The organism is Pseudalkalibacillus sp. A8, assembly GCF_045920555.1.
Lineage (GTDB): Bacteria > Bacillota > Bacilli > Bacillales > Fictibacillaceae > Pseudalkalibacillus.
In genome coordinates this window covers 1,708,090-1,721,161 of the sequence record NZ_CP174509.1, presented here as the reverse complement: position 1 = coordinate 1,721,161, position 13,072 = coordinate 1,708,090, and the positions used below count along the sequence as shown (strand labels likewise).

Genomic DNA, 13,072 nt, shown 5'->3' with positions numbered 1-13,072 from the left:
CAACTCCCTCCTTATGTATAGCTGTAAAATCCTTTACCGGTTTTCCTTCCAAGCTCACCTTTATTTACTTTTTCCTCTACAGTCTTTGCAGGTCGATCGGCCTCATTCCCGCTTTCTTCATACCGTTGCTGCCGGACGTAATAATTGACATCAAGCCCTGTCAGATCCATCAACGCAAAGGGACCGATCGGATGCTTGAGAGCCTTCGTGACGACAAGATCGATTTCTTCATGCGATGCGTACCCGTTTTCATATAAAAACAAGGCTTCATCCATCAATTTGCCTAAAATCCGGTTTGCCACGAACCCCGAAATCTCCTTCTTCAATAAAACCGGCAGCTTCCCGATCGATTCCACAAATTGAAAAGCGGTTTGTGCCGTCTCATCTGATGTATGAGGGCCTTGTACGACCTCGACCAATTCCATCACAAGCGCCGGATTGAAAAAATGGATGTTGCAAACTTTGACAGGACGGAAGGTCGCATCCGCAATCTTCGAGCTGACGATCGTCGAGCTGTTGGTGGCAAGGATGGCATGCTCAGGCAGTAACTGATCAAGTTTCTCGAAAATATCCCTCTTCACATCCAGCTTCTCCACAACCGCTTCGATGACGAGGTCCGAGTCTTTCAGATCGTTTAAAAAAGTCGAATAGACGATTCTTCCGAATGCTTCTGCCACTTGCTGTTCTGTCAGCCTCTCCTTTTTGATCCATCTTTCCATATGTCCTTCCAGCGATTCCTTCGCTTTCTCCAAGCTGGATTCTTCAATATCATTCAATACGACCCTGTATCCTGCAATCGCACATACCATTGCAATTTGTGAGCCCATCGTGCCAGAACCGATGACAGCCACTTGATCGATCGTTTCGAGTTTCATCATTTTCCTCCTATTGTCCTTTTTTGTTTTTCTTCCTCCACAAGTTTTCTTTTCAAAAGCTTTCCGACCGTATTCCGCGGCAGCTCGTCACGGATCTCGATCTCTTTCGGCACTTTATAGCGAGTCAATCGTTCGTAACAGAATTCCCTCAATTCTTCTGACGTCACGGAGACAGAATTTTTCAAAACGACAAACGCTTTGACCCGTTCACCGCTATATTCATCAGGGAAACCGATAGCAGCAGCTTCTTTTACAGCCGGATGGTCGTAGAGGACACCCTCGACTTCCTGAGGATAAACATTGAATCCTCCTGAAATGATCAACTCCTTTTTCCGTCCGACGATGTAGAAATAACCGTCTTCATCCATCGAGGCGAGGTCTCCTGTAAAAAGCCAGCCGTTCCTCAAAGCCTTTTTCGTCTCTTCAGGATTTCCCCAGTAGCCCTTCATCACTTGAGGCCCTTTGATCACCAGTTCCCCAACACTCCCAGGAGGCAGCTCAACGCCTTCTCCATCAACAACTTTACTATCTGTTCCTGGAAACGGTATGCCGATACTGCCGACTTTGCGGACGCCTTTTGTCGGATTCCGGTGTGTAGAGGGAGAGGTTTCAGACATCCCATAGCCTTCACCGATGATCGCCCCTGTCATTTTTTCAAACCGGTGGATCACTTCAACCGGGAGCGGTGCTGAACCGCTTGAACAAAACTTCAAACAATCCAGCCCGTATTCCTCGACATCCGGATGATTGATGAATGCATTGTACATGGTCGGAACACCTGGAAAAAAAGTCGGTCTGTACTTTCTGATCAATTCCAGTACCCTCTCAATCTCAAACTTAGGGACGATGATATTCTTGGCTCCAAGATAGATGCTGAGATTCATGCCACTCGTCATCGCATAGACATGATAGAGAGGTGTACAGGTCAGTGTGACTTCTTCTCCAGGTTTCATACCTTCCCCATACATGAAACGGCTCTGGATGACATTGGCGACAAGGTTATAATGAGTCAGCATGGCACCCTTCATCTTTCCAGTCGTTCCACCCGTGAATTGGATGACTGCTGTATCCTCCTTAGGCGAAATGGATGCCTCGACTGCTGATGCAGCATCCCCCTGATGGATCAGATTCGTAAGTCTGTGTTCGGATAAATAATCCTCAAACTGATCATCTGCTATGAAGAGGTTTTGAAAACCATGGACTTTCGATACACTTTTCAATTTGTTGACATTACAGCTTTCTGTGACGATATGCCGGATGTCCACTTCTTTAGCAATACTCCCGATTTCCCGAGGGGTATACATCGGATTCATCTGGACGACGGTCGCACCAAGTTTTTGCGCAGCATAGTAGGCGTAAATATAGGAAGGATGGTTCGATACCATCAGCCCTATCCGTTCTCTTTTTTTTACGCCGAGCTCACTCCATGCCCCAGCCAAACGATCGACCCGATCCTTCAGTTCCGCATAGGAAATCAAGTTCTCGTTGTAGACCAAAGCCGTTTGATATCTATGTTTTTCCACACGATCGGCAAACAGTTCATAGAGGGAACATTCAGGTATGATGAAATCCCTTTCCAAATCCACACCATAAACATCGTTCCAGGGACGTTTTCCGAGTTTTTCCATTCGTTCCTTCCTCTCGTATCTGTTATTCTTCAATGACGCCTTTTTCTTGATAATATTTTTTAGCACCAGGATGTAAGGTCTCTGGATCGATACCATCAAGTGCCGTCTCAAGCGTAAAATTCTCTGCTCTCTGCGGGATTTGTTCCTCAAAAGGCTTCTGGTTTTCCCAGAACACTTTGGTCAGGTTATATACATAATCCTCCTCCAAATCACTACGGACACTGAACATCGCAACGAGCGTATAGGTAGGAATCTCTTCATCAAGACCTTTGTAGGTTCCTGTCGGCAGATTATCTGAGGAAATTCCTAATCCTTTTTCACTGATGCTTTTCAATTTATCTTCATCAATCGGGAGTACCTTGATCGGTTTTGTCATTTCGATTTCCTGCAAGGCTGTGACCTGTGGCGCTCCCCCACCGACGAATACATCGACATTTCCATCCTTCAGCATCGATGCCCCGTCGTTATAGTTTCCATATGAAATTTTCCCGCCAGCAGTCTCGATCGTTTCTTCATCAATGCCGTATTCCTCCATCATCCGCCAGAAGGCAACCGGTCCACCGCCGCCTTTTGGACCTAGAAAAATATGCTTGTCGACGATGTCTTCGACGGAGTTGATGTCATCATTCTCAGCCAATGTAGCGATTGTTTGATAGACAGGATATAAGGAGCCGATCCCAGCTACCTGATCAAGTTTCTCATCAAAGCTGCCCTCACCCTTAAGTGCATCTGCATAGTCTGAGGTATAGTGGATGCCATATTGGATATCCCCTACCTGTAAGGATTTTAAGTTTGCTGTCGATCCACCTTCGACCTGGGAAACGTTCAACCCCGAAAATTCATCCATGTATACCTCAGAAAGAGTTGTCGTGATCGGATACCAACCAGACCCCATCGGTCCAGTCCCGACCTTCAAAAACTTGTCCGGCGCCTTAAGCCCGCCTTCATCACCACTGGCGTTACAGGCCGTAAGCGCTACCAATAAAATCGAAATCAATCCAAAGATGAATGTCTTTCGCATAATATCCTCCCTTACCCGCTGATTTCATGCGGAATGTTTTTATTAACCTTTGATTGGCGCTGCCAAAGGAATGCAAGGATTAACAGGATGATTCCAGCCAGATCTCCTATCATCCCCGGCATGATCAGCGCAACAGCACTTGCAAATAACACGATCCGTTTAACCAATGTCAAATCACCGAACCAATAGCCTTCCACTGAACCTGCGAAAAGCACGCAACTTATCCCCGCTGTGATCAAGGTCAGTAAGATTCCTGTTGGATCCTCACCTTGTAAAAGCAATTCAGGGTTATAGACGAAAACGAAAGGAATGAAAAATCCGCCAAGCGCGATCCTTATCGCGTACAATGCCGTCGATGAAGGATTGGATCCAGCAATTCCAGCTGTCGTATAAGCCGTTATCGCTACTGGTGGCGTCAAACCTGACATGACACCGAAATAGAAGACGAACATATGGGCAGCGACCAAATTCACATCCATCTCCACTAGTGCTGGGACACCGAGAACAGCAAGAATGACGTAGGCCGAAACAGTCGGCATTCCCATACCAAGGATGATGGAGGCGATCGCCAAGAGGACAAGTAACACGAATAACTGACCGCCTGCAACATCAATCATGAACCTCGAAAAGGAGAGGCCTAGACCAGTCAACGAAACTGCCCCTACGATGATTCCCGCTGTCGCGCAAGCCGAGATGACAGTCAATGCACTCTTTGCTCCATTTTCTAAGGAAGCTAAAATATCCAACAGCTTCATGCGCGTCATTTTCCTTATCCAACTGAGGATGATTGCCGCGATGATCCCATAAAATCCAGCTTTCATCGGACTGAAACCATCAATCATCAGGTAAATGATCAAGATAATCGGCAAGAATAGATAACCCTGTCTGAGTATAACGAGCTTCGGATCCGGAAGCTGTTCTTTCGGAATCCCCTCCAACCTCAGCTTCCTCGCGTGGTAGTACACGATGAATCCAGCGATCAGGAAATATATGACGGCTGGGATCAAAGCGTATAAAGCAATGGTTATATAAGGGATTCCTGTCGTTTCTGCCATGATGAAAACAGAAGCACCCATGATCGGCGGCATGATCTGTCCGCCCTGAGAAGCGACTGCCTCGACTGCAGCTGCAAACCGCTTGCTGTATCCGAGTTTTTTCATAAGCGGTATTGTGAACGATCCTGTAATCGCAGCGTTAGCAGCTCCGTTACCGGTGATCGTCGCAACCATTGCACTTGCCCCGACTGCTGACAATGCAGGTCCGCCGGAACGATGCCCCAAAGCCCCGAATGCGAAGTTGGTGAAAAACTGCCCTCCTCCTGATCTCATCAAGAACGAACCGAAAATGACGAATAAGATCAAGACTGTGGAACTGATGTAGATCGGAGCACTGAATATCCCCAATGTGCCATTGAACATCTGGTCGATCATCTTTCCGTACCGTACCCCTGGATGCGCAAGAGCCGCAGGGAAATATGGACCCAGAAAGATATACGCAATGAAGAATGCTCCGATACAAGCCATTAGAAAGCCGTTCGTCCTTCGTGTCGCTTCCAGTACCAATGCGATGAAAATCGTTCCGACGACTAGATCTGTCGTATTCGGATTGCCTTGCCTGCTCTGGATCGCTTCTCCCTGGAACAAGATGAACCAAGTCTCCCCCAACGTGACCAGTACAAACAGAACATCAATCCAACCGAATTTTTTTCCTTTTTTAAAGGGGAATATCAGAAAGATCAACAGCAACGCCCACACGACGTGGATACTTCTTTGCTGCCAGGAGGACAACGTCCCGAAGCCTGCTGTGTAGATATGAAAGATCGATAAGCCGATCGCCAAAAGAGAAGTGAACAGGACTAGAAATCTAGCACGATTCCATTTTTCCGTTTTCGAATCCCACAATTCTTCAATGAAGGCTGGTTTTTCCTTGATCGTCGTATCGATTTTCTTGATATCCGCATTTTGGTCTGTAGCCATTTGATCAACTCCTTTCTTTGTTAGCGCTTTCATTTCATCTATCAATCTGGTTCATTCTTTGCAAATAAGGCTTACGGGTGAATCTAGTTTTCATCCAATACGTGTCGGGAAATGATCATCCGCTGTATCTCACTTGTCCCCTCATAGATTTTCGTAATTCTTGCATCACGATAGAAACGCTCGATCGGATAGTCGGAAACATAGCCCATGCCGCCATGGATCTGGACAGCTTTATCCGCAACCCGGTTGAACACTTCTGACGCATAAAGCTTTGCCATCGAAGCCTGTTTGATCACTTTCTTTCCTTCATCGATCATTTCCGCAGCCTTCATCGTCAACGTCCGTGCAGCCTCAGTCTCAGTCGCCATATCCGCAAGCATCCATTGGATTGCCTGGTTTGAAGCAATCGGTTTTCCAAACTGTACTCTTTCCTTTGCATAACTAGCTGACATCTCGATCAATTTATCGCAGGATCCCACTGCCCTTGCAGCCAGTCCTACCCGGCCTTCCCCAAGTATTTTCAGGGCAGAAACGTAACCCATGCCAACCTTACCAATGATGTTTTCATCAGGGACCTCGCAATCTTCCAATAAAATCTGGCATGTATACGAACCTTTCAGCCCCATCTTTTTATCTTGTTTACCGACAATCAATCCTGGGAAGTCCTTCTCAACCAGGAATGCCGTGATTCCGCCTTTTGCACCTTTCGATTTGTCAGTTGATGCGATTACTGTGAACACATCCGCAATTGGTCCATTGGTGATGAAATGCTTCATTCCATTCAGAATCCACTTGTCTCCCTTTTTTTCCGCTTTGGTTGACAGAGCTGTCGCATCCGACCCAGCACCGGGTTCAGACAATGCAAACGCAGCGATTTTATTTCCTGCTGCCATATCAGGCAGATATTTCTTTTTCAATGTTTCTGAGGCAAGCTTGACAAGGCCTGTGCTGCCTATTCCTGTATGGGCACTGATCAAGGACGCATAACCGTTGTGGGTACGGCCCAACTGTTCTAGAACGACTGCCTTTCCGACAGCATTCAATCCGATCCCGCCATATTTTTCAGGGATACTCATCCCGAACAAACCGAGTTCCTTCGCTTTTTCTACGAGATGCACAGGAATCTTATCCTCATCCTCGATCTGTTGAGCATATGGTTCTACTTCTTTTTCTACGAAATTCCGAATCATCGTTTTCATTTGATCCAATTCATTCAATAATGCTGTTGCCATTAGAAAATTCCTCCTTTGTCAGTCACCAATAAAGAGTTGCAATTATCGTGCCAAAATTTTAAATAGTGAGAAAATATTTCAGAAAAAATACCTGTTTGGAGTGTTAATACACAAAAAGAAGCTGTACCATAAGGTGTACAGCTCTATAACAACGATCAATTTTGGAAATTTGCCGCAATTTCATTTTTCTGCTGTATTCCAGAACCGATACTGCGGAACCCTTAAAACTGATTCAAAGTTGTATCATTTGATTCAAAAATGTATCACTGTTCAGATCAGCCCTGTTTCATGCAAAATGACCATGTACGTGAGTAAAAGCCCCAATGATAATGCACCGTATCCGAGGTTCCATTTCAATGAAATATTGACGACCTTCTCTTTCATTTCGTAGGCTAATAGATGACTGACCCCTGTCATAGGAGATATCGAGGTGGCAATACCCCATGCGCCAAGAAGCAATACGGCGAAATACATGGTGGATAGATGGATGGCCGATGGCTCCAGACTCGTAACATACACGGTAATGATCATAATCGGATGAAACCCGATCAAGCTGGAAACAATGATGGTCAGGATGATGAACAGCGATACACCAATATATCCTCCATACATATCATTCAGGAAACCAGCAATCCAAACACCAAAGCTGGTTTGCGCAACGGCCCCGCTGAATAAGCCGGCCACTAGAAATAAAAGGACTTCCTTTTTCAAAAGTGGAACCGTAACCGAAGCATAGCGGAGTGATTCAATTATGAATCGGCGGAAACGCCTCTTTACTGTAAGCCAAAACAACGGAAAGAGGAATGAAATGAAAATGACAAGAGTCACCATCGATAAACTAGTAAACTGCTCCAGAACAAACAGAGAAACGATGATCATGACAAGGAAACCACCTAATTCAAACAGCTTCTTTTTTTGAAGAGGGACTAGATATCTTTCTTCACCAGATTCAGAGGCTGCTGCAATGTTTTCTTGCGTTTTCTCGTGCTCCTTATGATTCAACCGCCATTCAAGCAGGCTGCTCGCCATGAACGATAAAATGACAAACCCTAAAAGAAACGGAACACTGTTCGCCCATTCGATATTGAGATACGTCGTAACCAGAGCCATTGCCGCAAAGAATGGCGACCAGATCAGGGCTGTAGCGAACCCTCGTATCAATGGGCTGGAAAGCGTCCGAGTGGATTTGACATAAGGATTCGCTCCACCCAGCTGATAGAAAATTGAAACAGAGCCTACGTTCAAAATGATCGCCATGAAATGTGTGAACGACTGCGTCAAGAAGAAGAATACGTTGGGATTCTGCATATACCGTATGTAAACTTGTTTAAGAGCTTCCAGGTATTCCTTCGACTTGATCGGCACACCTAAGAATGGAACACTGATGAATAAAGCCACTAAAGTATGATTGATGGTTACACTTTCAATCCAAACCTGGAAAGGTGCTTCCTCTATCAACAGGAAAACCACACTCAAAACAAGAAGAAGGATGGTCAAATATTTAAAAATCCCTTTCGCAGAAGGCAGCAAAAGGGTTATGACGAGTAAGAGATATATCCCTGAGAATAGATCGAGCCATTGATTGGAGATGAACTGCCGAGCAATGAACAGTCCGATGACCAGCAGGATGAGGATCCCTGCCAAATAAGAACTCGGTGGCTCTGTTGACGTAGCTTTTTTTGCGTTAGACATGGTAGTTTCCCCTCGATCATTACAAATTCAACTCTTGTTGCTCGATAAATGTCAGGATTACGTATATAGCTTGTAAGACAGGTGTTTCTACACGTAGCCGTTCTCCTTCACGTACTAAGTATCCGCAAAGCGATTCGATTTCCATCCTCTTCCCTTTCAGACGATCCTGTAACATCGAAGTCTTGTGGTTACGGGCTCTTTTTTCGGCACCCATAAAAATCTGCTCCAAAATTTCGGGAGCGATCCGGATCCCTTTCTTTTTCGCAACAAGAAATGCTTCTTTCTGTATGGATCCGGCAGTTCTTCTTAACAACGGATCATCTAAAATCTGTCCTACATCCGCTTTGACGATTGCGGACAGTGGATTGAATGTAACATTCCATAAAAGCTTCTGCCACTTTGTACAAATGATATCATCTGAAGCCCATGATTTCACGCCAGAATGATTGAATACTGCTACAACTTCCTTAGCGAACGGATCTGCGGTTCGATTTAGCGTCCCGATCGGAAGTCTTGGTTCACCGAACTGGTGGATGATACCTGGTTCTTTGACGCTTGCAGACAGATAAGTGGCTGTCGACAATACCCGTTCCTTACCAAACATTTCACTAAGTATTTCTTCATTATCGATACCATTTTGCATGACAAGGATTCTCGTAGAATCATCAAGAATGTTTTTCAATTGCTCTGCTACTGACTTTGTGTCAGTGGATTTCACGCAAAAGAGGATGAGGTCCAATCCTTTAAAAGAATGGATATCATTTGTGAAAATCCCATCAGCTGTAAATTCCCCTTTAGCGCTCTCAATACGTAACCCTTGAGCTTTCATGGCTTCCAAATGTGCTCCGCGGGCAAGAAAAACCACTTGATTACCTGCTTGTGCGAGCACTCCTCCGAAATAACCGCCGACAGCACCAGCTCCAGCCACTCCAATTTTCATCGTTTTTCCTCCTTCTCGTTTCTTCTATATAAACATGCAATTTTTATGCCAAAAGGAGAAGATGTCAAACCTCTTCCACCTTTTTGAGCCCAGAAATTCAAAGTATATTCCTAGAAACTTTGAAGGTAATCCCAGAAAATCACAGATTAATCCCAGAATTTTTGAAGATAATCCTATAAATAGGTAAAAATGGAACACAGTTAAAGCCAGGTCCGAATAAAAAAACGCTTGAGACAAGGTCTTCAAGCTTGAGACTCCCACGGCTAAAGCCGCAAACCCTACACCTTACGGTGTGAGGGGTGGGATTCTTGAATGACTAAGCGTTCGCAGTCCATTTCTGTTTTGAACAGCCTCCAAGATGAGGGTATCTCATTACCCCGTCCCATGCAGTTAAAAAGTACCCACATGGGCGGCATACCTATTACCAGTATGCTAGGCTACTAAACCCGAAATCGCTTTCGATATATTAATGGCTCCATTGAGGTCAGCATGACAGGTGTAGCCACATTCTCTACATTGAAAATGGAGACCGTTTCGATTTTCTTTCGCTTGATGACCACATTTGCAAGTTTGACTGGTGTATTCTGGATTCACCAATTCAAAACGGATCCCTATCATCTCAGCTTTGTATTTGATGAACTCTTTAAGTTGGTAGAACGACCATGAATGCAGGCTCCTACCTTGGTCGTTTTTCTTTGATTTGGTAGTATTTCGAATATCCGTCAAGTCTTCCATGCGAATCACTCCAACACCGTTGGCGAGTGCAAGGTTAACGATTTGACGGCTGATTTTATGGTTCTGGTCTTTCATCCAACGAGACTCTTTGCCTTTGGAATTCTTAATGGCTTGTAGTTTTTTCGCTTTTCCTAGTCTCCTTCTTCTTGCCGAGAAGTGTCTACGAGTATATGCGACTTTTGAGCCTTTAAAGAAGAAAGACTTTGTTCCAATACTGGCAACTGCGAGATATCGAAGTCCCAAGTCAATCCCCATGACTTTTTTACCTTGTGATGATTCCACATTCCAAGTGATTGAAATGGCAAGATACCATTTCTTTTTCTTTTGATAAAGCTTTCCAGTCCCTATCTTTACGCTTCCACTGATCATTTGATCAAGCCACTTTATTTGAAATGGTTTTGCTATTACTGGAACCCCTATACGTTTTGCAAGTGTAGGAAAAGAAACGGTGTATAATTTACTCTTCTTTTCTATTTTTAAGTTTTGATTATTAAAGCAGCACCACATTTTACGGAAGGTCTTTGCTTTCTGATTTTTCTTTTGAAATTTTACTTCTCTAATGGTTTGATTAATGACTGCGGATGGAAATTTCTCTGCTGAAAACTCCTTAAAGATTCGACTGGTTGCCTGATTTATGTCTGGATGAAGCAATAACCAGTTCGCAAATCCTGTATTTGTCTCTGCCATTCGTTTATACATCTGTTGTTTGGCAAGAGTCGGTTTATGTAGCTCTAAGCGTAGCGTGATTGTCGGCATATATTCACCCCCATTTCTTTAAAATTTTGTTGGAATAGATCTCATGAGATGTATTTCTATAAAGTCATGTAGAGTTTGGTCGATTTCGATTTCCAAATCTTCGTTTAATTCGTTTCCATCTTCATCATATAGCTGGAAGTGTTCGTGTTTCCATTCATGAAACTTGTCTTGCAACAAGTCCATTAAGTGTGATTTCCTGTTTATCCAAAACGCTCACCCCCTTGTTTTTTGTTGTTCAACATAACGCTTAATGGTTGCACTCGATACATTTCCTGCGGTCGATAGTAACATTTTTGATTATTATTCCGGGCAACGGGACAGAGTCGGTTGTGAGAGGATCCAGATCGCCTTTTCAATATCCGAAACTTCGATATTAAGAGTATTGTCCTCACCATTGTAGATTGCTTCGATACACTCATCCATCGTGTGGACATTTAAAAGATCCCTCATAACTTCGAATCTCTAAAATCAATCGCTATCCCATATTTTTTCATTTTACGGACGATGGTCGGTTGACTTGTTTCCAGTGCCTTTGCTATTTGATAAGTTGAACTGTACCGCTCAGTTGCTAGTAGAAGAATTTGCCTTTCTGCAATTTCCGCTGCATCCTTCAACGGGATGAGTTCTGTCACATTCACCCTTTTATGTTCTTTTCTTTTATATTCTTCAGGTAGGTGTGCGGTAGTCACGGTATTTGAAGAGGTCGTCAGAACAAGCCTTTCGATCAGATTGGACATCTCCCTGACGTTTCCAGACCAATCCAACTCATAAAGGAAATTCTTCAGATCATCCTCAAGCCCCTTGTTTAAACCGTATTTGACATTCGTTTTATCCAGGAAAAACTGGATCAGCGGGAGAATATCATCCCTTCTTTCCCGTAACGGGGGGACAGAAAACGGAATCACATTCAATCGATAATAGAGATCCTCCCTGAACTCCCCCTGTTCCACCATATCCTGTAGAGCCCGGTTTGTGGCAGCGATTATCCTTACATCCACCTTTTTGACTTTCGTTGATCCTACCCGTTGAATAACACCATCCTGGATGGCTTGCAGAAGTTTCACTTGCAGCTTCAGAGGTAATTCTCCGACTTCATCCAGGAACAGCACTCCTTTATCAGCCACTTCGAACATACCAGGCTTCCCTTTTTTATTCGCACCTGTAAAAGCACCCGCTTCATAACCGAATAACTCGGATTCCAACAGGTCGGTAGGGATCGCACCGCAGTTCACTTTGATGAAGTCCCCTTTTCCATTGCGGCTGCTTGAGCGGTGGATGAATCTCGCAAGAACATCCTTCCCTACCCCTGTCTCACCTAAAATAAGAACCGTCGCATCAAAGTCAGCGATCCGTTCTGCCATCTCATAGAGTTCCCTCATCTTTTGGCTTTCGACGATAATGCCTGCCTCTGAAAAACCCTTCAGCCGCTTCAATTCTTTTTCATATTGGTTGTTACGCTTCTGTACTTCCTTCAATTCTTCAAGAAGACCATTCAGCTCGGATAAATCACGGATATTCGTAATCACCTTTTCAATATCACCGTCTTCATTCATGACAGGACTTCCAGTAATCAACGTTTCTTTACCTTCAAAGTTTTTCTGCACGACGGATACCGTACGTCTTTGCTCGATCACTTTAGACGTGACTGAATCTTTCAGAATTCCCCTGTCGACTAATTGGGCTACATTTTTTCCGATGTAATATTCTTTTGGGATTCCAGTGATCCTTTCAATAGCTGTATTTGTTTTCAGTGTAACTCCTTTGTTATCAGTGATATAAATTCCATCATATGAACTGTCGATGATGGAATCGAGCTCCCTGTTCAGCTTCTTCAATTCAGACACCTGTTGCTGCAATTCCTGGAAGTGCTTCCCTTCCCTTCCGAAATAGAAGAATTGTTCACCCACTTGATGTCTTAGAAACAGAAAGTGGCGGTCCTGTATACTTGCAAGTAACAACCCATCATCTTTTTGAAAGTTAAAATGATCAAACAGATTGGAAATGCTCTGATATTTTTCGGATATGATCATGTTTCTGAATGAATCATTCAAATAAGAAATCGAACCGTCCTTTCCCGTCATGAAAGCCGGAACAGGGATTACATCTATAGATGAGTCGAGTGATATCAATGGAATTCACCTCAAGTATTTTTCAGAATGTTTAGTGAATGTTTTCGAGGATATACAACAATATTCCTGCTTTTCTGTCGGTATTGTA

At 44.1% G+C, this 13,072-nt stretch carries 11 protein-coding genes; all 11 read right to left on the bottom strand.

Translation table 11 applies throughout. The annotated features are described in order from the left end of the window. Positions 1 to 11 precede the first annotated feature (11 nt). Complete coding sequence (locus ACJROX_RS08870) at positions 12 to 875, bottom strand: 3-hydroxyacyl-CoA dehydrogenase family protein (RefSeq protein ID WP_408010389.1); 864 nt, start codon at positions 873 to 875, stop codon at positions 12 to 14. Beyond that, the gene (locus ACJROX_RS08865) at positions 875 to 2,503 is read right to left on the bottom strand and encodes a long-chain-fatty-acid--CoA ligase (RefSeq protein WP_408010388.1); all 1,629 of its coding nucleotides are present in this window, start codon (positions 2,501 to 2,503) and stop codon (positions 875 to 877) included. The genes ACJROX_RS08870 and ACJROX_RS08865 overlap by 1 nt, the downstream gene beginning before the upstream one ends. Before the next feature lie 22 nt (positions 2,504 to 2,525). After that, the gene (locus tag ACJROX_RS08860; protein WP_408010387.1) at positions 2,526 to 3,524 is read right to left on the bottom strand and encodes a TAXI family TRAP transporter solute-binding subunit; all 999 of its coding nucleotides are present in this window, start codon (positions 3,522 to 3,524) and stop codon (positions 2,526 to 2,528) included. Between the two features lie 11 nt (positions 3,525 to 3,535). Continuing rightward, complete coding sequence (locus tag ACJROX_RS08855) at positions 3,536 to 5,500, bottom strand: TRAP transporter permease (protein ID WP_408010386.1); 1,965 nt, start codon at positions 5,498 to 5,500, stop codon at positions 3,536 to 3,538. 83 nt (positions 5,501 to 5,583) lie between these two features. After that, the gene (locus ACJROX_RS08850) at positions 5,584 to 6,732 is read right to left on the bottom strand and encodes an acyl-CoA dehydrogenase family protein (RefSeq protein WP_408010385.1); all 1,149 of its coding nucleotides are present in this window, start codon (positions 6,730 to 6,732) and stop codon (positions 5,584 to 5,586) included. A gap of 270 nt (positions 6,733 to 7,002) precedes the next feature. Further along, positions 7,003 to 8,424 (bottom strand): hypothetical protein, encoded by a 1,422-nt coding sequence (locus tag ACJROX_RS08845; RefSeq protein WP_408010384.1) that lies wholly within the window; start codon positions 8,422 to 8,424, stop codon positions 7,003 to 7,005. Between the two features lie 19 nt (positions 8,425 to 8,443). Next, positions 8,444 to 9,364 (bottom strand): ketopantoate reductase family protein, encoded by a 921-nt coding sequence (locus tag ACJROX_RS08840; RefSeq protein ID WP_408010383.1) that lies wholly within the window; start codon positions 9,362 to 9,364, stop codon positions 8,444 to 8,446. 432 nt (positions 9,365 to 9,796) lie between these two features. Continuing rightward, entirely contained in the window at positions 9,797 to 10,855 is a 1,059-nt protein-coding gene (locus tag ACJROX_RS08835) for an RNA-guided endonuclease TnpB family protein (protein ID WP_408006920.1), read from the bottom strand. An 18-nt stretch (positions 10,856 to 10,873) separates the two neighbouring features. Beyond that, positions 10,874 to 11,038 carry a hypothetical protein gene (locus ACJROX_RS08830; protein WP_408010382.1) on the bottom strand — a complete coding sequence of 55 codons (165 nt, stop codon included), beginning with the start codon at positions 11,036 to 11,038 and terminating at the stop codon, positions 10,874 to 10,876. 117 nt (positions 11,039 to 11,155) lie between these two features. Continuing rightward, positions 11,156 to 11,305: a hypothetical protein gene (locus ACJROX_RS08825; RefSeq protein ID WP_408010381.1), complete on the bottom strand. Its 150-nt coding sequence runs from the start codon at positions 11,303 to 11,305 to the stop codon at positions 11,156 to 11,158. Further along, entirely contained in the window at positions 11,302 to 12,984 is a 1,683-nt protein-coding gene (locus tag ACJROX_RS08820; RefSeq protein WP_408010380.1) for a sigma-54 interaction domain-containing protein, read from the bottom strand. Before ACJROX_RS08820 ends, ACJROX_RS08825 begins: the two co-directional genes overlap by 4 nt. Between the last annotated feature and the right edge of the window lie 88 nt (positions 12,985 to 13,072).

Excerpts from the sequence above, each read along its gene's own strand:
- ACJROX_RS08870 (WP_408010389.1), bottom strand. The coding sequence starts at position 875 with ATGAAACTCGAAACGATCGATCAAGTGGCTGTCATCGGTTCTGGCACG.
- ACJROX_RS08865 (WP_408010388.1), bottom strand. The coding sequence starts at position 2,503 with ATGGAAAAACTCGGAAAACGTCCCTGGAACGATGTTTATGGTGTGGAT.
- ACJROX_RS08860 (WP_408010387.1), bottom strand. The coding sequence starts at position 3,524 with ATGCGAAAGACATTCATCTTTGGATTGATTTCGATTTTATTGGTAGCG.
- ACJROX_RS08855 (WP_408010386.1), bottom strand. The coding sequence starts at position 5,500 with ATGGCTACAGACCAAAATGCGGATATCAAGAAAATCGATACGACGATC.
- ACJROX_RS08850 (WP_408010385.1), bottom strand. The coding sequence starts at position 6,732 with ATGGCAACAGCATTATTGAATGAATTGGATCAAATGAAAACGATGATT.
- ACJROX_RS08845 (WP_408010384.1), bottom strand. The coding sequence starts at position 8,424 with ATGTCTAACGCAAAAAAAGCTACGTCAACAGAGCCACCGAGTTCTTAT.
- ACJROX_RS08840 (WP_408010383.1), bottom strand. The coding sequence starts at position 9,364 with ATGAAAATTGGAGTGGCTGGAGCTGGTGCTGTCGGCGGTTATTTCGGA.
- ACJROX_RS08835 (WP_408006920.1), bottom strand. The coding sequence starts at position 10,855 with ATGCCGACAATCACGCTACGCTTAGAGCTACATAAACCGACTCTTGCC.
- ACJROX_RS08830 (WP_408010382.1), bottom strand. The coding sequence starts at position 11,038 with ATGGACTTGTTGCAAGACAAGTTTCATGAATGGAAACACGAACACTTC.
- ACJROX_RS08825 (WP_408010381.1), bottom strand. The coding sequence starts at position 11,305 with ATGAGGGATCTTTTAAATGTCCACACGATGGATGAGTGTATCGAAGCA.